At 65.0% G+C, this 17051-nt stretch carries 18 protein-coding genes; 5 read left to right on the top strand and 13 right to left on the bottom strand.

From position 1 onward, the window contains the following. Positions 1-10: 10 nt before the first annotated feature. Both IEW02_RS10115 and IEW02_RS10110 read right to left on the bottom strand, forming a co-directional pair. Positions 11-790, bottom strand: a complete 780-nt coding sequence (locus IEW02_RS10115; protein WP_188544662.1) for an NUDIX hydrolase — start codon at positions 788-790, stop codon at positions 11-13. Next, positions 787-1608 (bottom strand): ABC transporter ATP-binding protein, encoded by an 822-nt coding sequence (locus IEW02_RS10110; protein ID WP_371829946.1) that lies wholly within the window; start codon positions 1606-1608, stop codon positions 787-789. The genes IEW02_RS10115 and IEW02_RS10110 overlap by 4 nt, the downstream gene beginning before the upstream one ends. A 73-nt stretch (positions 1609-1681) precedes the next feature. Here IEW02_RS10110 and glgX point away from each other — a divergent pair, with 73 nt between their 5' ends. Next, positions 1682-3802, top strand: coding sequence for a glycogen debranching protein GlgX (glgX, locus tag IEW02_RS10105; RefSeq protein WP_188544661.1), 2121 nt, complete (start codon positions 1682-1684; stop codon positions 3800-3802). On the opposite strand, the gene yczE is transcribed toward glgX, so the two are convergent. The 4 genes from yczE to ctaD form a co-directional block, all read right to left on the bottom strand. After that, on the bottom strand, positions 3706-4341 hold the full coding sequence (yczE, locus tag IEW02_RS10100; RefSeq protein WP_188544660.1) for a membrane protein YczE: 636 nt from the start codon (positions 4339-4341) through the stop codon (positions 3706-3708). The genes glgX and yczE overlap by 97 nt on opposite strands. 112 nt (positions 4342-4453) lie before the next feature. Continuing rightward, a complete protein-coding gene (locus IEW02_RS10095; RefSeq protein WP_188544659.1) occupies positions 4454-5173 on the bottom strand; it encodes a peptidyl-tRNA hydrolase in 720 nt (239 codons plus the stop codon). Then, positions 5170-6393 (bottom strand): phosphoserine phosphatase SerB, encoded by a 1224-nt coding sequence (serB, locus tag IEW02_RS10090; RefSeq protein ID WP_188544658.1) that lies wholly within the window; start codon positions 6391-6393, stop codon positions 5170-5172. Before serB ends, IEW02_RS10095 begins: the two co-directional genes overlap by 4 nt. 76 nt (positions 6394-6469) lie before the next feature. Next, the gene (ctaD, locus tag IEW02_RS10085; RefSeq protein ID WP_188544657.1) at positions 6470-8260 is read right to left on the bottom strand and encodes an aa3-type cytochrome oxidase subunit I; all 1791 of its coding nucleotides are present in this window, start codon (positions 8258-8260) and stop codon (positions 6470-6472) included. 156 nt (positions 8261-8416) lie between these two features. Here ctaD and IEW02_RS10080 point away from each other — a divergent pair, with 156 nt between their 5' ends. From IEW02_RS10080 to IEW02_RS10070, 3 genes are read left to right on the top strand one after another with little or no spacing between them, the layout of a single operon-like run. Next, positions 8417-8896, top strand: a complete 480-nt coding sequence (locus IEW02_RS10080) for a hypothetical protein (protein WP_188544656.1) — start codon at positions 8417-8419, stop codon at positions 8894-8896. Positions 8897-8916: 20 nt separating this feature from the next. Then, positions 8917-9981, top strand: coding sequence for an ABC transporter substrate-binding protein (locus tag IEW02_RS10075; RefSeq protein WP_188544655.1), 1065 nt, complete (start codon positions 8917-8919; stop codon positions 9979-9981). 9 nt (positions 9982-9990) lie between these two features. Next, positions 9991-10464, top strand: coding sequence for an NUDIX hydrolase (locus IEW02_RS10070; protein WP_188544654.1), 474 nt, complete (start codon positions 9991-9993; stop codon positions 10462-10464). A gap of 88 nt (positions 10465-10552) precedes the next feature. Here the strand turns inward: IEW02_RS10070 and nrdF are convergent, their stop codons facing one another. The 6 genes from nrdF to IEW02_RS10040 form a co-directional block, all read right to left on the bottom strand. After that, positions 10553-11518 (bottom strand): class 1b ribonucleoside-diphosphate reductase subunit beta, encoded by a 966-nt coding sequence (gene nrdF, locus IEW02_RS10065; protein WP_188544653.1) that lies wholly within the window; start codon positions 11516-11518, stop codon positions 10553-10555. A gap of 97 nt (positions 11519-11615) precedes the next feature. Further along, the gene (nrdE, locus tag IEW02_RS10060; protein ID WP_188544652.1) at positions 11616-13781 is read right to left on the bottom strand and encodes a class 1b ribonucleoside-diphosphate reductase subunit alpha; all 2166 of its coding nucleotides are present in this window, start codon (positions 13779-13781) and stop codon (positions 11616-11618) included. Between the two features lie 30 nt (positions 13782-13811). After that, on the bottom strand, positions 13812-14249 hold the full coding sequence (gene nrdI, locus IEW02_RS10055) for a class Ib ribonucleoside-diphosphate reductase assembly flavoprotein NrdI (protein WP_188544651.1): 438 nt from the start codon (positions 14247-14249) through the stop codon (positions 13812-13814). 16 nt (positions 14250-14265) lie between these two features. Next, positions 14266-14502: a glutaredoxin-like protein NrdH gene (gene nrdH, locus IEW02_RS10050; protein ID WP_188544650.1), complete on the bottom strand. Its 237-nt coding sequence runs from the start codon at positions 14500-14502 to the stop codon at positions 14266-14268. 342 nt (positions 14503-14844) lie between these two features. Continuing rightward, the gene (locus IEW02_RS10045; protein WP_188544649.1) at positions 14845-14967 is read right to left on the bottom strand and encodes a ribosomal protein bL36; all 123 of its coding nucleotides are present in this window, start codon (positions 14965-14967) and stop codon (positions 14845-14847) included. 39 nt (positions 14968-15006) lie between these two features. Further along, the gene (locus tag IEW02_RS10040; RefSeq protein WP_188544648.1) at positions 15007-15567 is read right to left on the bottom strand and encodes an NAD(P)H-dependent oxidoreductase; all 561 of its coding nucleotides are present in this window, start codon (positions 15565-15567) and stop codon (positions 15007-15009) included. Between the two features lie 121 nt (positions 15568-15688). Here IEW02_RS10040 and IEW02_RS10035 point away from each other — a divergent pair, with 121 nt between their 5' ends. Then, on the top strand, positions 15689-16321 hold the full coding sequence (locus IEW02_RS10035; protein WP_229746005.1) for a TetR/AcrR family transcriptional regulator: 633 nt from the start codon (positions 15689-15691) through the stop codon (positions 16319-16321). On the opposite strand, the gene IEW02_RS10030 is transcribed toward IEW02_RS10035, so the two are convergent. Next, positions 16267-17040: a fructosamine kinase family protein gene (locus tag IEW02_RS10030; protein WP_188544646.1), complete on the bottom strand. Its 774-nt coding sequence runs from the start codon at positions 17038-17040 to the stop codon at positions 16267-16269. The two genes, IEW02_RS10035 and IEW02_RS10030, sit on opposite strands and share 55 nt — an antisense overlap. Positions 17041-17051 lie beyond the last annotated feature (11 nt).

Genomic DNA, 17051 nt, shown 5'->3' with positions numbered 1-17051 from the left:
GTGCGAACGTTCAGGCGGAGGGCATGTCCGCGTAGTACTGCTCGGCGCCATCGAAGTCGACGCGAACGGCCTCCCCCGTCGTCACGACCACGGGCTGCACCGGTGCGAGATCGGGGGCGTCGGCGAGCACGTCGGCCACCCGATCGTGGTGCGCCAACCGCCGCAGCATCGCCCACGTGGGCGGCATCAGGGCGCGTCTGCCGTCTCGGAAGTCCGCCAGCGCCGACTCCGCGGTAGACCACCCGGCGTCCGTGGCCTCCGAGGTCGCGTCGTCGGCAACCTGCCCCTCGGGCGCGACCGCGACGAAGAATCGGGTGTCGTATCGACGCGCCGCTTCACCCTCCGGAGTGATCCAGTTGGCCCACGGTCGCAGCAGGTCGGTTCGCACCACCAAGTCGTTGTCGACGAGGAACTGCCCGAACGGGAGGTCCCGCGCCTCGACGCGTCGCCGCTCCCCGGAGAAGGCCGTCGAGTCGGAGACGATCGTCGACTCCGTCGGGCCTGCAAGTAGAACGCCGCATTCCTCGAACGTCTCGCGTACCGCGGCGAGCACGAGAGCCCGACCCCGCGGGACGTCGACCGACAGGCGTTCCGCCCACCACGAGGGCGCCGGACCCGCCCAGCCCGCGGTCGCCGTCGCGTCGGACGGGTCCACACCGCCGCCGGGGAAGACCGTCATACCGGCCGCGAAGGCCATGCCGCCGACCCGGCGCTGAAGGAACACCTCGACCCCGGACCGACCGTCCCGAACGAGGATGACCGTCGATGCGTCGCGGACCGGTGTGCTCACCGCCGGTGCCGAGGCTTGGGCCTGGTGCGGCGGGCGAAGAAGCGGCCGTCGGCCGACTCCAAGGTGATCGACTGGCTGAACGCCTCGCTGAGGTTCTCCGCGGTGATCACGTCGTCGATGAGCCCCTGCGCCACGGCGCCCCCCTCCTTGAGGAGCAGGGCATGCGTGAAGCCAGGGGGGATCTCCTCGACGTGGTGAGTGATCAGCACGGTCGCGGGGGCGTCGGCGTCGAGCGCCAGATCCGTCAGCAGCGCCACCAGGTCCTCGCGGCCACCGAGGTCGAGGCCGGCGGCGGGCTCGTCGAGAAGGAGCAGCTCGGGGTCGGTCATCAGTGCTCGCGCGATCAGTACCCGCTTGCGCTCGCCCTCGGACAACATCCCGTAGGTCCGCTCGGAGAGGTGCTCGATGCCGACGCTCTCGAGCATGTTCACCGCGCGTTCGGTGTCGACGTCGTCGTACTTCTCCCGCCACCGCCCGAGTACCGCATACCCGGCCGAAACCACCAGATCGCGCACGACCTCGTCGCCCGGAATGCGATGGCCGAGCGCAGCGGAAGACAGACCGATGCGGGGCCGCAGCTCCGTGACGTCGACGCGGCCGAGCCGCTCACCGAGAACGTGCGCGACGCCGGACGTCGGATGGATCTCGGCTGCCGCAATGCGCATGAGCGAGGTCTTACCCGCGCCGTTCGGACCGAGAACGACCCACCGTTCGTCGAGTTCGACGTTCCACGACACGGGTCCGACGAGGGTCACCCCGTTTCGTTTCACTGTGACGTCGTCGAATTCGATCAGCAAATCTTCGTTGGGTTCCGGCAAATCTTCAGTAGGTTCCGACACGGAGACCATCTTGTCCCACCGAGAGCCCGGTTTCACGGCAGGATCTCGAAGCGTGTCGGATGATCTTGCAACTGAGCCCGGTTCGCCGTTCCCCCTCGGAGCCACCGTCGGTGCGCGCGGCGTCAACTTCGCCGTGCACGCCCCGGACGCCGAGGGCGTCGAGCTGTGCCTTGTCGACGGTTCCACCGAAACTCGGGTGGCACTCACGGAACGGACGTACGGCATCTGGCACGGCGCCGTCTCGGTGCCTGCAGGCCAGCAGTACGGGTATCGGGTGTCGGGCCCGTGGGACCCGTCGAACGGCTACCGATTCAATCCACACAAGTTGCTCGTCGACCCGTCGGCGCGGCAGGTCACCGGCGACTTCGGAGACGCCCACGCACTGCTCGCGTTCGCCGACGACCCGTTCGGTCGCCCCAGCACCGTCGACTCTCTCGGACACGTTCCCCTCGCGGTGGTGACCGCCTCGGAACCGGCCGACGGCGTGCGGCTCGAGACACCGTGGGATCACACGGTGATCTACGAGCTGCACGTCGGTTCGTTCACCGGTGCGCACCCCGACGTACCGGAGCATCTTCGCGGTACCTACCTCGCGCTCGCCGAACCCGTGGTGCTCGAGCATCTGGTGTCCCTCGGTGTCACGGCCGTCGAACTTCTGCCCGTGCAAGCGTGTTTCACCGAGCCCGGTGTGCGCGCACGCGGCATGCGCAACCACTGGGGATACTCGACGGGGTCCTACTTCGCTCCGGAGACCTCGTACGCGTCCGAGCCGGGCAACGAGAGAGCCGAGTTCCGAGCCATGGTCGCGGCGCTACACGCGGCCGGGATCGAAGTGATTCTGGACGTCGTCTACAACCACACCTGCGAAGGTGGCGTGGACGGACCGTCCATCAGCTGGCGCGGATTCGACGCCCGCGGCTACTACCTGCTCAACTCCCGTGGCCAGGACATCGATCTGACCGGATGCGGCAACACCCTCGACGCGGCGTCACCGGCCGTGGTGCGGATGGTGTGCGACAGCCTGCGGTTTTGGGTGACCGAGATGGGCGTCGACGGTTTCCGATTCGACCTGGCAAGCACGCTCGGCCGGCCCGGCGGGTACGGGTTCGACCCTCGCGCTCCACTCTTAACCGCCATCGCCTCCGACCCCGTGTTGTGCCGAGCCAAGCTGATCGCCGAACCGTGGGACGCCACCGGCCCGGGCTATCAGGTCGGTGGATTCGGACCGGTGTGGAGCGAATGGAACGACCGGTACCGAGACACGGCCCGCCGATTCTGGGCGGGCCAGACCGGGGTACGCGAGTTGGCCTCGCGCATGGCCGGTTCCGAGGACATCTACGGCGGGAGTGGGCGACGGCCGTGGTCGTCCATCAACTTCGTGACCGCGCACGACGGGTTCACCGCGCGAGACCTGGTGTCGTACAGGCACAAACACAACGAGCGCAACGGCGAGGACAACCGCGACGGCACCGACAACAACTCGTCGGTCAATCACGGGGTCGAGGGCCCGACCGACGACCCGGCGATCCTGAACGCGCGCGATCGACACGTGCGCGCGCTGCTCTCGACCCTCGTGATGTCCACCGGGACACCGATGTTGTTGGCGGGAGACGAGTTCGGGCACACGCAGAACGGAAACAACAATGCCTACTGCGTTTCTCGCGACGTGGCACCCGGTGCTGCGTGGGCGCTGGACTGGTCGACCCGTGACACCGCACTGACGTCCATGCTCGCTCGAGCTCTCCGAGTCCGCCGGGCCGCACCGGTTCTCCGACAGCAGGAGTATTTCTCCGGCCGCGACACACCCTCCGGGAGACCGGATCTGGCGTGGTTCGACGCGGACGGTGTCGAGTTCGGGCCCGAGCGGTGGAACGACGATTCGGTCCGCACCATGCAGGCGTGGGTCGACGGCAGCGACGTACGCATCTCGACGCCGCTCGAGGACGAGCCGTTCTCGTCGCTGGTGGTGCTGCACTCGGGAGGTCCCGCCGAGATCGTGCTTGCCGATCCGGAGTGGTCGACGGGATCGTTCGTGCCCGTGTTCGATTCGGCGGCGCCCACCGGCGTGCCCGCCGATCAGGCTGCGGTCGCGCCCGGTTCCACTGTCTCCGTTGCCGGTTCGGTCGTCCTGGCGTTTCGATGCGAACCGGGCATCACTGCCGAGAACAGGTGAACGAGCGGACCGATGCCGAGGGCGTACACGACGGTACCGACTCCGACCGACCCGCCGAGTGCCCAGCCGATTGCGAGAACCGTGATCTCGATCGCCGTGCGTACCAGTCGAATCGAACCGCCGGTGCGCGCGACGAAGCCCGTCATCAGCCCGTCGCGCGGACCCGGTCCCATTCCGGCTCCGATGTAGAGAGCGGTGGCGAACGCATTGGTCACGACCGCCGCGAGCATGACCGCAATCCGAGCGGCGAGCGGTTCGACGGTCGGAATCAACGCGAGTGCTGCGTCCACCGACACGGCGATCACCACGACGTTCGCGACGGTTCCGAAGCCGGGCCGTTGGCGCAGCGGGATCCAGATCAGCAGTACCACCACACCGGTCAGGGCCGTGACCGTCCCGAAGCTCAGTCCCGTGTTGTCGGCGACGCCCTGATGGAACACATCCCACGGATCGAGTCCGAGGCCGGCGCGCACCATCATCGCCATCGACACCCCGTACAACACGAGTCCGATGAAAAGGGAGGCCAGTCTGTTCGTCATGGCTCCACTCTGTGCGGAGCCGGACGCCTTCCCAATAGCCAGTTCTGCGACTCTGGACGTTCTGCGACTCTGGACGTTCAATGACGCTGGACGTTCTACGACGCTGGACGCTTTACGAGGGAACGGCGATCACCGTCGTCGACCCCGGTGCCACCTCGGTGAAGCCCGCATCCCGCACCCCGACCGCACGCCCCGCCGATTCCTCTGCTCGAAGGTGGGCCCACCGATCGCGACTCGCGTCGCGGACCGAGCAGGCGTAGCCGCTCTCGTACCACGCTTCGGCATCACGGGCGGACATCGAACCGGCCAGGATCATGACCGAATGCCCCACCTGCGCAGCAGCTTTGCCGAGCGTCATCTCCAGACCGGCGTCGATCCACAGAACCGGAAAGCGCGGATCGGGGTCACCGGGCTCGTCGGCCGGGAGATCGGTACCGCCGATCTGCAGCTTCTTCAGGCGGGGGTCGAGATCCCCTACCCGACCCGGCACGTACGCGCGCGCCTGCGCGTCTCCGACCGTGACGGTCACCCCGTCCACCTCCTCCGCGGCGGTCCATTGGGCTCCCCGCGCGCGTCGCGACACCTTGCGAATGCGGGCCCCGGTCCAGTCCACCACCGCGTCGTGCCACGGACCGTCGACGTCCACCCGCTCGTCGAGGCAGAGCGAGATGGTCGCGATCGCGGCGGCTTCGAGCAGACTGCTGCGCGGCGGCGGATCGGACTTGGGGATGTGCAGAACAATCGGCATCGCCAGAACGTCGGCAGGATCGGGTGGATCGTCGACCCCTCCATAGCCCTGCGCCAACCTCGCGTGCCGGTCGGCGAAGGTCATGGGATCGGTATCCGCGTGGTCAGCCCGTCGATGGAGTCGGCCGCCTCGATTTCGTCGCGGGTGACACCGAGGACGAAGAGCAATGCGTCGAGGAACGGATACGACAGAGCAGCGTCGGCCACTTCTCGCAGCGCGGGCTTGGCGTTGAACGCGATACCCAGGCCCGCGGCGGTCAGCATGTCGATGTCGTTCGCACCGTCTCCCACCGCCACGGTCTGTTCCATCGGAACACCGACCTCCGACGCGAATTGGCGCAGCGCAACAGCTTTGGCTGCCCGGTCGACCACGTCACCGATCACTCGGCCGGTCAGTTTTCCGTCCACGATCTCGAGGGTGTTGGCCTTCACGAAGTCCAGTTCCAGATCGTGAGCCAAACCGTCGATGACCTGGCGGAAGCCGCCGGAGACCACGCCGCAGTGATATCCGAGGCGACGCAGCGTGCGGATGGTGGTGCGGGCACCGGGCGTCAGTTCCAGCTCGTCCGCGACGTCGTCGATGACCGACGCGTCCAGACCGGCGAGGGTAGCGACGCGACGGTGCAACGACTCGGCGAAGTCGATCTCGCCGCGCATCGCCGATTCGGTGACCGCGCGCACCTCCTCCTCCACACCGGCGTGCGCGGCCAACATCTCGATGACCTCGCCCTGCACGAGTGTCGAGTCGACGTCGAAGACGATCAAACGCTTGCCACGCCGAGCGAGGCCACCGCGCTCGACGGCGATATCGATCCCGACACCGGACGCGATCACAGCCAGCGATTGCCGCAACTTCGCATCCGCCTCGTCCCCCACGTTCGTGACGGAGACCATCAGCTCCAGACCGGTCACGGGGTAGTCGGCAATCCCTCGGATCGAGTCGATATTGACGCCCTGGCTCGCCAGCTCGCGAGACAGAACGCTGATTGCGCGCGCGGTGACAGGCCGGCCCAGGACCACCACAGCGTGCGTCGACAGGCCGGCGCGACCACGCGCAGCGCCGACCTCGACGTCCACATCGACACCGACCGTGTGCATCGCGTCGACGAGCTCGTCGTGGAGCGCATCGAAGTCTCGCGGACACGAGCCGAGGACTCCGAGTGTGAGCCGCCCGCGGATGACGACCTGTTCGACGTCCAGTACATCCACCTCGTGCCGCGCCAGAGCGGCGAAGAGGACGGACGTGACTCCGGGCTTGTCGCCTCCCGTCACGGTGACGAGGACGGTCGTCTCGGTCGAACTCACCTGACTTCGGTATCCCTTCCAAGGGAGAAGCCCCTCACCGACTGCGGGGAGGGGCTTCTCGGTTGAAGAATTTGTGTTACTTCGGATTCGGGTCGGCGGAGCTTTCGTGATCACTGGTGGCGATCGGAGCGCGGCGCGCCTGCTCCATGACCTCGGTGATCTTGCCGCCGCCGTGGCCGGGTCCGACGTGAGCTTCCTCGCGGAGTCGGTCGACCATGTGCGGGTAGTGCAACTCGAACGCAGGACGCTCGGAGCGGATGCGCGGCAACTCGGTGAAGTTGTGACGCGGCGGCGGGCAGCTGGTGGCCCACTCGAGGGAGTTGCCGTAGCCCCACGGATCGTCGACCGTGACGACCTCGCCGTAGCGGTAGCTCTTGAAAACGTTCCACAGGAAGGGCAGCGTCGACGCGCCGAGAATGAAGGCACCCACGGTCGAAATCGAGTTGAGCACCGTGAAGCCATCGGTCGGCAGGTAGTCGGCGTAGCGGCGCGGGAAGCCCTCGGCGCCCAGCCAGTGCTGCACGAGGAACGTCAGGTGGAAGCCGACGAAGGTGGCCCAGTAGTGCCACTTGCCCAGCTTCTCGTCGAGCAGGCGACCCGTCATCTTGGGGAACCAGAAGTAGATTCCGGCGTACGTCGCGAACACGATGGTGCCGAAGAGCACGTAGTGGAAGTGGGCGACCACGAAGTACGAGTCGGTGACGTGGAAGTCGATCGGCGGGCTGGCGAGCAGCACACCGGACAGACCACCGAAGAGGAACGTCACGAGGAAGCCGACCGAGAACAGCATCGGCGTCTCGAACGTCAACTGACCCTTCCACATCGTGCCGATCCAGTTGAAGAACTTCACGCCGGTCGGAACCGCGATGAGGAACGTCATGAATGAGAAGAACGGCAGCAGGACTGCGCCGGTCGCGTACATGTGGTGCGCCCACACCGCAATCGACAGTGCCGCGATGGCAATGGTGGCGTAGATCAGACCCGTGTAGCCGAACAGCGGTTTACGGCTGAAGACCGGGAAAATCTCGGACACGATGCCGAAGAACGGCAGCGCGATGATGTAAACCTCGGGGTGGCCGAAGAACCAGAAGAGGTGCTGCCAGAGCAGCACACCGCCGGTGGCCGGATCGAAGAGGTGCGCGCCGAGGTGCCGGTCGGCCGCGAGACCCATGAGGGCTGCGGTGAACAGGGGGAACGCGAGAAGAACCAGAATCATCGTGACGAAGATGTTCCAGGTGAAGATCGGCATGCGGAACATCGTCATGCCGGGTGCGCGCAGGCAGATGACGGTGGTGATCATGTTGACGCCACCGAGGATGGTGCCGAGGCCGGCGACCGCGAGGCCCATGATCCAGAAGTCGGCACCCATGCCGGGCGAGTGCACGGCGTCGGTCAGCGGCGTGTAGGCCGTCCACCCGAAGTCGGCTGCGCCACCGGGAGTGATGAAGCCGGCGGAGGCGATGAGCGCGCCGAACAGATAGAGCCAGTAGCTGAACGCGTTCAGACGCGGGAACGCCACGTCCGGGGCGCCGATCTGCAGCGGCATGATGTAGTTCGCGAATCCGAACACGATCGGCGTTGCGTAGAGCAGCAACATGATCGTGCCGTGCATGGTGAACAGCTGGTTGTACTGCTCGTTCGACAGGAACTGCATTCCCGGAACGGCCAACTCCGCACGCATGAGCAGCGCGAGAACGCCACCGAAGAGGAAGAAGAAGAACGAGGTGACCAGGTACATGATCCCGAGTGTTTTCGGATCAGTGGTCGTCACCGCCTTGTGGATGAACGATCCCTTGGGTCCCGTCCGAGGCGGGTACGGCCGTGTGGCCGTCAGCTCGGGGACCGGCTGAGGAGCTAGGGCAGTCACTGATCCTCCGTAAGTGCGCGTCATCCCCGATTCGCGAGGCGGACGGTGTCTATTCGTGCGCTCTTCGAATCGTAGACCGTGGTGACACGATTCGCGGAGCGGGTCCTACTCTGTGTCGTATTCGCGGCGGCTGTCGCGATTTCTCGAGGGTGGCTCATGTTCAAGCTGGTAACGATGATCGCCGTGGTCGCCGCGATTGCAGGGTGTTCTTCCTCTGATTCGGCGCCCTCAGCCGAGTCGACCACCGCTTCTGCGTCGTACACGGGTTCCGCCTCGGTCTGCGCGGATCTGCAGACCATCGCCGATGCGGACGAACGCACCAGAGACCCGGCGGCGCAGAGCTGGGAACAACAGCGCGCCGTCATTCTCGACGGTCGGAACTCGGGGCTCGACGCGTTCGACAGGGCCATCGGCGACGCCGAGTCCGTCCGCGACGCAACCCTGGCCGACGATCTCGAAGCCGTCCGTGCCTTCACCGTCGACACGATCGAGGCGGTCCGGTCGTCGACGAACTTCGACGACTTCTCCGCGCAGATCCAGGCACTGGATTCGACGGCCGCAGCGGCAGCCGGCGAGCGTCTGAACGACTACTCGATCGCGACGTGCGGGTTCCCGCTGATCGCGGACGGTCCGTGACCTCTAGTACCGTCTCCGCCATGTCTGTCGCCCTACCTCGACGTCGACGAAGAACCCTGTTCGCCGGACTTGCCGTTGCAGTACTGGCGCTCACAGGGTGCTCCAGCGACACGACCGACGAACCGTCGTCGAACGTCGTTCGTAGTACGACCAACATCGCCGGCGCCGGTGTCGTGGGAGTCGAACGCGACACGGTGGGGCTGTGCCCCCTCCTCGCACCACCGGACGATGTGGGCAGGCAGGGAGATTCACGTCTCGTTCTCGGGAGCGGCAAGGCCACCACCGTGCCCGCCGACCCGCAACGGATCGTGGTCCTGGACACCCCGTCTCTCGACGCGGCATGCACGGTCGGCATCTGGGAACGCGTCGTCGGTGCCGCGACGGCGCCCGCGCTCAACGCACCGGACGCGCTGCGGCCCACATATCTGGGAACGGGGATCTCGCAGATCGCCGGCGTCGGTCCGGTGGGATCGCCCGACCTGGCCCAGATCGCTGCGCTGTCCCCGGATCTGATCGTCGGCTCCGACTCGCTGGGTGCCGAGATGTCGGCGCGCATCGGTGAGATCGCTCCCACGGTCCTCACCCGCTCGTCGGCGTCCTGGTCCGACCGTTCGCTGCTCGCCGCCACGGCAATGGGCCGCCGGGAGGCCGCGACTGCCGAGCTCGCGAAGTTCCGAACCGACGCGGCCGACATCGGTCGGCAGATCGTCGCATCGCAGACCGAGGCGTCCGTCGTGCGGTTCGGCCCGGACTACGGACAGATCCCGGGATCCGACAGCTTCGCGGGTCAGGTCCTCGGCGCTGCTGGGGTTCGGCGACCTTTTGCGCAGATGTCGACCACCACGAACTTCGACACCGCCGACCCGGCGCCCGCCGAAGGCGATCTGATCTACGTGATGTTCGCGCCGGGCGGGCTGGACAACGGCACCGCGATTCTGCGAACCGACGCGTGGCGGGACCTCGGCGCGGTAGTCGACGGCCGCGTGTTCGCGGTCGACGACGCCGTGTGGTCCGGTGAGGGCATCATCGCCGCCGAGACGATGCTGACGGACCTGAAGAACTCGCTCAACGCCTACGTCTCGTAGCGTGGCGCCATGCCGATTCCCGAGTTCATCACCGCATTGCGCGCCAAGATCGGTAACGACCCGTTGTGGCTCTCGGGCGTCAGCGCCGTGGTCGTCGACGACGCGGATCGTGTGCTTCTGACCCGTCGCGTCGACAACGGCAAGTGGGCCGTGGTGTCCGGTGTCCTCGAACCGGGTGAGGAGCCCGGCCCCGCCGCCCTCCGCGAGATTCTGGAGGAGACCGGTGTCGTGGCGTCGCTGTCGCGGCTGTCCAGCGTCGACGTGACGGAGCCGATCACGTACCCGAACGGTGACCGAACGCAGTACGTGGACATCTGCTTCGTCGCCCTGTACCTGTCCGGGGACGCACATGTGGCCGACGACGAAAACTTGGACGTCCGCTGGTTCGCCCGTGACGAGATCCCCGCGGATCTGACGGAGACGTCGGCGCTGCGTATCGCCAAGGCGCTCGACCACGGGCCGGAGGCCTGGTTTCGTCGATGACCCCCGCACAACAAACCGCGCACCGAATGTGTTTCCGCGCAACTCTTGTCACGGGGTGCACACTCGATGCGCGGATCGGTGGAGCGGGTCAGAAGTCCCAGTCGTCGTCTTCGGTGTTGACGGCCTTACCGATGACGTAGGAGCTGCCGGAGCCGGAGAAGAAGTCGTGATTCTCGTCCGCATTCGGTGACAGTGCCGACAGGATCGCCGGGTTGACGTCCGTCTCGTCCTTGGGGAACAGGCCTTCGTAGCCGAGGTTCATCAAGGCCTTGTTGGCGTTGTAGCGCAGGAACTTCTTGACGTCCTCGGTCAGGTTGACCTCGTCGTAGAGGTCCTGGGTGTATTCGACCTCGTTCTCGTACAGCTCGAACAGCAACTCGAAGGTGTAGCCCTTGAGCTCTTCCTTCTCCGCTGCGCCGAGCTTCTCGAGACCCTTCTGGTACTTGTAGCCGATGTAGTACCCGTGCACGGCCTCGTCGCGGATGATCAGGCGAATGAGGTCGGCCGTGTTGGTGAGCTTGGCGCGCGAACTCCAGTACATCGGCAGATAGAAGCCGGAGTAGAAGAGGAACGACTCGAGCAGGGTCGACGCGACCTTCCGCTTGAGCGGGTCGTCACCGTGGTAGTACGACATCACGATCTGCGCTTTGCGCTGCAGATTCTCGTTCTCCTCCGACCAGCGGAACGCGTCGTCGATGTCGCGGGTCGAGCACAGGGTCGAGAAGATCGAGCTGTAACTCTTGGCGTGTACGGACTCCATGAACGCGATGTTGGTCAGCACCGCTTCTTCGTGCGGCGTGACGGCATCGGGAATCAACGAGACGGCGCCGACGGTGCCCTGAATGGTGTCGAGCAGCGACAGGCCGGTGAACACCCGCATGGTGAGCTGCTTCTCGACCTCGGTGAGCGTGGCCCAGGACGGGATGTCGTTGGAGACCGGCACCTTCTCGGGAAGCCAGAAGTTACCGACGAGGCGGTCCCAGACCTCGGAGTCCTTGTCGTCCTGGACGCGGTTCCAGTTGATCGCACTGACGCGATCGATGAGCTTCACCATGATGCTGCCTGTCTGACTCGATGTTCGATCTGGTTACCCCTCGTGAGTACTTTTTTACCCGCGGAGGTACAAAAACGCGTAGAGGTGCCAGCGGCGCTCATAGCATGCAGCTGACGCAACCTTCCACCTCAGTCCCCTCCAGAGCCATCTGGCGAAGACGGATGTAGTACAACGTCTTGATTCCCTTGCGCCATGCGTAGATCTGCGCCTTGTTGATGTCACGCGTGGTGGCGGTGTCCTTGAAGAACAGAGTCAAGGACAAGCCCTGATCCACGTGCTGCGTCGCGGCGGCGTAGGTGTCGACGATCTTCTCGAACCCGATCTCGTACGCGTCCTGGTAGTACTCCAGGTTGTCGTTCGTCAGGTAGGGCGCCGGGTAGTAGACGCGGCCGATCTTGCCTTCCTTGCGGATCTCGATCTTCGACGCAACCGGGTGGATCGACGACGTCGAGTAGTTGATGTACGAGATCGAGCCGGTCGGCGGGACGGCCTGAAGATTCTGGTTGTAGATGCCGTGCTCCTGCACCGACGCCTTCAGCTCGGTCCAGTCCGCCTGCGTGGGGATGTGAATCCCTGCATCCGAGAACAGCTCTCGCACGCGCGCCGTTTCCGGCTCCCACACCCGGTCGGTGTACTTGTCGAAGAATTCACCCGACGCGTACTTCGACTGCGGGAATCCCGCGAAGTACGTGCCGCGCTCGATCGAGAGTCGGTTCGACGCCCGCAGCGCGTGGAACAGCACGGTGTAGAAGTAGATGTTGGTGAAGTCGATGCCCTCGGTGCTGCCGTAGAAGATGCGCTCGCGGGCCAGGTAACCGTGCAGGTTCATCTGGCCGAGGCCGATGGCGTGCGAGGCGTTGTTGCCTTCTTCGATGGACGGCACCGAGGTGATGTGCGTCTGATCGGACACGGCCGTCAAGCCGCGGATCGACACCTCGATGGTCTTCGCGAAGTCCTCGGAGTCCATCGTCTTGGCGATGTTGAGCGACCCGAGGTTGCACGAGATGTCCTTGCCCACATGGTCGTACGACAAATCGTCGTTGTAGGTGGACGGCGTGGAAACCTGCAGGATCTCCGAGCACAGGTTCGAGTGGGTGATCTTGCCCTCGATCGGGTTCGCGCGGTTCACCGTGTCCTCGAACATGATGTACGGGTAGCCGGATTCGAACTGCAGCTCGGCGAGCGTCTGGAAGAACTCACGCGCCTTGATCTTGGTCTTGCGGATGCGCTTGTCGTCGACCATCTCGTGGTACTTCTCGGTCACGTTGATGTCGGCGAACGGAACGCCGTACACGCGCTCTACGTCGTACGGCGAGAACAGGTACATGTCCTCGTTCTTCTTCGCGAGCTCGAACGTGATGTCGGGGATGACGATTCCGAGCGACAGGGTCTTGATGCGGATCTTCTCGTCGGCGTTTTCGCGCTTGGTGTCGAGGAAGCGGTACACGTCGGGGTGGTGCGCGTGCAGGTACACCGCACCGGCGCCCTGGCGTGCACCGAGCTGGTTGGCGTAGGAGAAGGAATCCTCGAGGAGCTTCATGATCGGGATGACACCGGAGCTCTGATTCTCGATGCGCTTGATCGGCGCGCCCGACTCACGAATGTTGCTCAGCAGCAACGCGACACCGCCGCCGCGCTTGGACAGCTGCAGCGCCGAGTTGATCGAGCGACCGATGGACTCCATGTTGTCCTCGATGCGCAGCAGGAAGCACGACACGGGCTCGCCGCGCTGCTTCTTGCCCGAGTTCAGGAACGTCGGCGTGGCCGGCTGGAACCGCCCGGCGATGATCTCGTCGACGAGATCGGTTGCCAGAGTTTCGTTTCCGGCGGCGAGGGTGAGCGCCACCATGCATACGCGGTCTTCGAAGCGCTCGAGGTAGCGCTTGCCGTCGAACGTCTTCAGTGTGTACGAGGTGTAGTACTTGAAGGCACCGAGGAACGTCGGAAACCGAAACTTCTTGCTGTACGCGTGCTCGATCAGACCCTTGACGAACGAACGCGAGTACTGGTCGAGAACCTCTGCCTCGTAGTAGTTCTCTTCGACCAGGTAGTCCAGCTTCTCGTCCAGGTTGTGGAAGAAGACCGTGTTCTGGTTGACGTGCTGCAGGAAGTACGCGCGCGCAGCCTCCCGATCCTTCTCGAACTGGATCTCGCCGTTCGGTCCGTACAGGTTGAGCATCGCGTTCAGCGCGTGGTAATCGAGTTCCGAATCGTCGCGCGCCTGGCTGCGGGCCGGCGCTGCGTCGGTGATGGTCGGTGCCATGGAAACTCCCAAGATGTCGGTGTGATTGGTCTACAGATGAGAGGCGCGCGCGAACTGGTCTTCCCAGAATTCGCCGAGGCCTTCCCGGACACGATCGACGTCCTCGGGAGTGCCCATGAGTTCGAAGCGGTAAAGGAAAGGAACGTTGCACTTCTGCGAAATGACGTCTCCGGCAAAGCAGTAGGAGTCACCGAAGTTGGTGTTACCCGCTGCGATGACGGCCCTGATGAGCGAGCGATTGTGCGTATCGTTCAGAAACTTGATCACCGGCTTCGGCACGTAGTTCGTGTCTCGGCCGTGATGATTGGTCCCTCCCCCGTACGTCGGAACGATCAGTACGTACGGGGAGTCGACCTGAAAGCCACCGGTCGAGCGGATGGGTATTCGCGTGGCGGGAACCTGGAGCCGCTGAACGAATCGATGCGTGTTCTCCGAGGCACTCGAGAAGTAGACCAGAGAATCAGACATCGAGATCCGGTCCGCTTCAGGCTGCAGCGGTCACCAAGGTCTTGATGCGATCCGGACGGTAACCCGACCAGTGATCGTCGCCGGCGACGACGACGGGAGCCTGGAGGTATCCGAGGGCCATCACGTAGTCACGGGCGTCGGCGTCCTGCGAGATGTCGACGATCGTGTACTCGATGCCCTGCTTGTCCAGCGCCTTGTAGGTGGCGTTGCACTGGACGCAGGCGGGCTTGGTGTAGACGGTGATGGCGCTCATGATCGTCCTCTTGGTGGTCGTGTCCGGTCAGGTTCAGCAAGCGAGCTGTGGAGCCGAAAAAGCGTGGTGTGGAGCCGAAATCCGTGGGGAAAACCGGCGCTTCGTCGGTGCGAAGCGGTGTGGTCTCCCAGTGCTCAAGACACTACACCTAGTGTCCGACATCGCAAGAGAACACCACAGTTTGTATGACACGAGTGTAATGACATCGATGGAATACCTGGTCGGGGGCTTCTCGGACGTGGGCACGTACGCGTTGGTCGGCGTGTCGCGGCGGGCGTCGAACGACGCCGTCCCCCGACCCGAACTAAACGGGGCGGGGGACGGTTTTTTTCGGGCGCCGGTTCAGCCCTGGCGCGCCTTGTAACGGGGATCCTTCTTGTTGATGACGAAGACCACTCCGCGGCGACGGACCACCTGGGCGCCGGGGTTGTTCTTCATGGATGCGAGAGAATTGCAGACCTTCATACTGCGACCCTACACCTATCGACAACCATTGTCATTAACTCAGGCGGCAGCAGCAATTCCTGCATCGACCAGGGCGGTCACGACCTTCGCGATGTCACCCGACACCTCGGCATTTTCGCGGGGGTGCAGATCACCGAACTTCTCGCCGACGCCGCCGATGGCGAGATGAGCATCGTCGACGAGCGACCCACCCGCGACGGTCGCTGCCTTGACCGTGTCCGCCTGCGACCACTTGCCGGCGTTGCCACTGATCGACGAGCTGATGACAGCCGTCGGCTTACCGCTGATCGCCCCGACGCCGTAGGGACGCGAGAGCCAGTCGATCGCGTTCTTCAGCACGGCCGGGATGGTGCCGTTGTACTCGGGGGTGACCAACAGCAAGCCGTCGGCGTCACCGACCGCAGTGCGCAGCTTCTCGACGGAGTCGATGGTTCCGGGGACGTCGATGTCCTCGTTGTAGAACGGAATGTCACCGAGACCGTCGTAGACGACGACGTCGACACCCTCGGGTGCGACGGACGACGCGGTCTCCGCCAGGCGGCGGTTGACGGAATCGGCGCGCAGGCTTCCGACCAAGGCGATGACGCGAGACTGGGACATGGTGAACCTTTCGTGGGGAGTCGATCTCTTCCTGTAAACGGACCATAGTCCATTTATGTTCCGAGCAGGTATTCTGGTCCTCGTGACCGGACCCCTGCTACCGATCGATTCGGTTCTGCCCATGGCTGGAGCCGAGACCGAGCGGTGTGATGCCGCCCGCAACCGGCAACGGTTGCTCGAGGCCGCGGTATCTCTCGTCGACTCGCTCGGGGCGGACGCAGTCACGATGGATGCCGTCGCGGTTGCCGCCGGTGTGGGCAAGGGAACGGTGTTTCGCCGCTTCGGAAACCGCGCCGGCCTGATGCTTGCGCTGCTCGATCACACCGAACGTGAGCTCCAGCACGGGTTCATGTTCGGTCCGGCCCCGCTCGGCCCTGGAGCCGAACCGGTCGACAGGCTGGTGGCCTTCGGACACGCACGGCTCTCGCTCGTGCACGTCCAAGGTGAGGTCCTGCGTGCGGCGGAAAGCTCCCCCGGGTCCCGGTACTCCGCGCCGGCCCACAACGTCAGCATGACGCACATCTCGTCACTGCTGCGCCAGGTCCCGGTGCACGGTGACATTGCGATGCTTGCCTACGCGCTCGTGACGACGCTCGAAGCCACCTTGGTCCTGCACCAAATGCGAGACCTCGGAATGACGATCGACAGGTTGGCCGACGGGTGGACCGATCTGGTGCACCGAGTGACCCGAGACCCCGATCAGCCGAACACGGCCAGCGTCGACTCCGCAGCCTCGGCGAGCGCGACGCCGTAACTACGGCCGTGACCTGCCGCGTGGACCGCGAGTGGATGAAGTTGGTGTACCGGGACTCGATCGGCGACACCGGGACGAAGCGGGTGCGCGTCGTCGTAGGACTCGATGATCTCGTTCAGGAACGAACAGCCGAACAGCGCCAGCATTGCCAGATCCGTCTCCCGGTGGCCGCCATGGGCCGCCGGATCGATCAGCACTACCCCGCCCGGTGACCAGAACACGTTGCCGCTCCACAGATCGCCGTGCAGTCGCGACGGCCGCTCGCCGTCGTCGAGGACACCGGACGCGACCACCGAGCACGCACGCTCGATCACCGTCGCCTCGGTCGACGTGACGTTTCCGGCGTCGACGGCGATCCGCAGGAAGGGAAGCACCCGCTCGGCGACGTAGAACTCGCCCCACACGTGACGAGTGGTCGACGACATGGGTCGACTTCCGATGAACAGCTGCCCCGTGAATCCATTCGGCGGGCTGCCGAATCGGTCCGCACCGGCGTCGTGCATCCGCGCGAGCCGGGTGCCGAACTCACGGGCGGCCGAGACCGAGGGCCGGGCAGGTTCCAGCCGGGCAAGCTCGATGAAATCGCCGCCGCGATCGATCACGTCGACAACCGGGGCCCCGCCCTCTCGCAGCCACGCCAGTCCCGCCGCCTCCGCGGCGAAGAAGTCGGGGTGCGCGCCTGCGCGCCTCTTCGTGAAAGTCGGACTGTCGAGCGGCATCCTACGATGGT

Source organism: Rhodococcoides trifolii, from assembly GCF_014635345.1.
Classification (GTDB): Bacteria; Actinomycetota; Actinomycetes; order Mycobacteriales; family Mycobacteriaceae; genus Rhodococcoides; species Rhodococcoides trifolii.
Note: the sequence above shows the minus strand (reverse complement) of the source record. Positions and strands in the feature narration are given on the sequence as shown.

Bases quoted from the DNA above. Each gene is read 5' to 3' on its own strand.
- yczE (WP_188544660.1), bottom strand. From the start codon at position 4,341: ATGACGAACAGACTGGCCTCCCTTTTCATCGGACTCGTGTTGTACGGG.
- IEW02_RS10095 (WP_188544659.1), bottom strand. From the start codon at position 5,173: ATGACCTTCGCCGACCGGCACGCGAGGTTGGCGCAGGGCTATGGAGGG.
- IEW02_RS10080 (WP_188544656.1), top strand. From the start codon at position 8,417: ATGTTCAAGCTGGTAACGATGATCGCCGTGGTCGCCGCGATTGCAGGG.
- IEW02_RS10075 (WP_188544655.1), top strand. From the start codon at position 8,917: ATGTCTGTCGCCCTACCTCGACGTCGACGAAGAACCCTGTTCGCCGGA.
- IEW02_RS10070 (WP_188544654.1), top strand. From the start codon at position 9,991: ATGCCGATTCCCGAGTTCATCACCGCATTGCGCGCCAAGATCGGTAAC.
- nrdF (WP_188544653.1), bottom strand. From the start codon at position 11,518: ATGGTGAAGCTCATCGATCGCGTCAGTGCGATCAACTGGAACCGCGTC.
- nrdE (WP_188544652.1), bottom strand. From the start codon at position 13,781: ATGGCACCGACCATCACCGACGCAGCGCCGGCCCGCAGCCAGGCGCGC.
- nrdI (WP_188544651.1), bottom strand. From the start codon at position 14,249: ATGTCTGATTCTCTGGTCTACTTCTCGAGTGCCTCGGAGAACACGCAT.
- nrdH (WP_188544650.1), bottom strand. From the start codon at position 14,502: ATGAGCGCCATCACCGTCTACACCAAGCCCGCCTGCGTCCAGTGCAAC.
- IEW02_RS10045 (WP_188544649.1), bottom strand. From the start codon at position 14,967: ATGAAGGTCTGCAATTCTCTCGCATCCATGAAGAACAACCCCGGCGCC.
- IEW02_RS10040 (WP_188544648.1), bottom strand. From the start codon at position 15,567: ATGTCCCAGTCTCGCGTCATCGCCTTGGTCGGAAGCCTGCGCGCCGAT.
- IEW02_RS10035 (WP_229746005.1), top strand. From the start codon at position 15,689: ATGGCTGGAGCCGAGACCGAGCGGTGTGATGCCGCCCGCAACCGGCAA.
- IEW02_RS10030 (WP_188544646.1), bottom strand. From the start codon at position 17,040: ATGCCGCTCGACAGTCCGACTTTCACGAAGAGGCGCGCAGGCGCGCAC.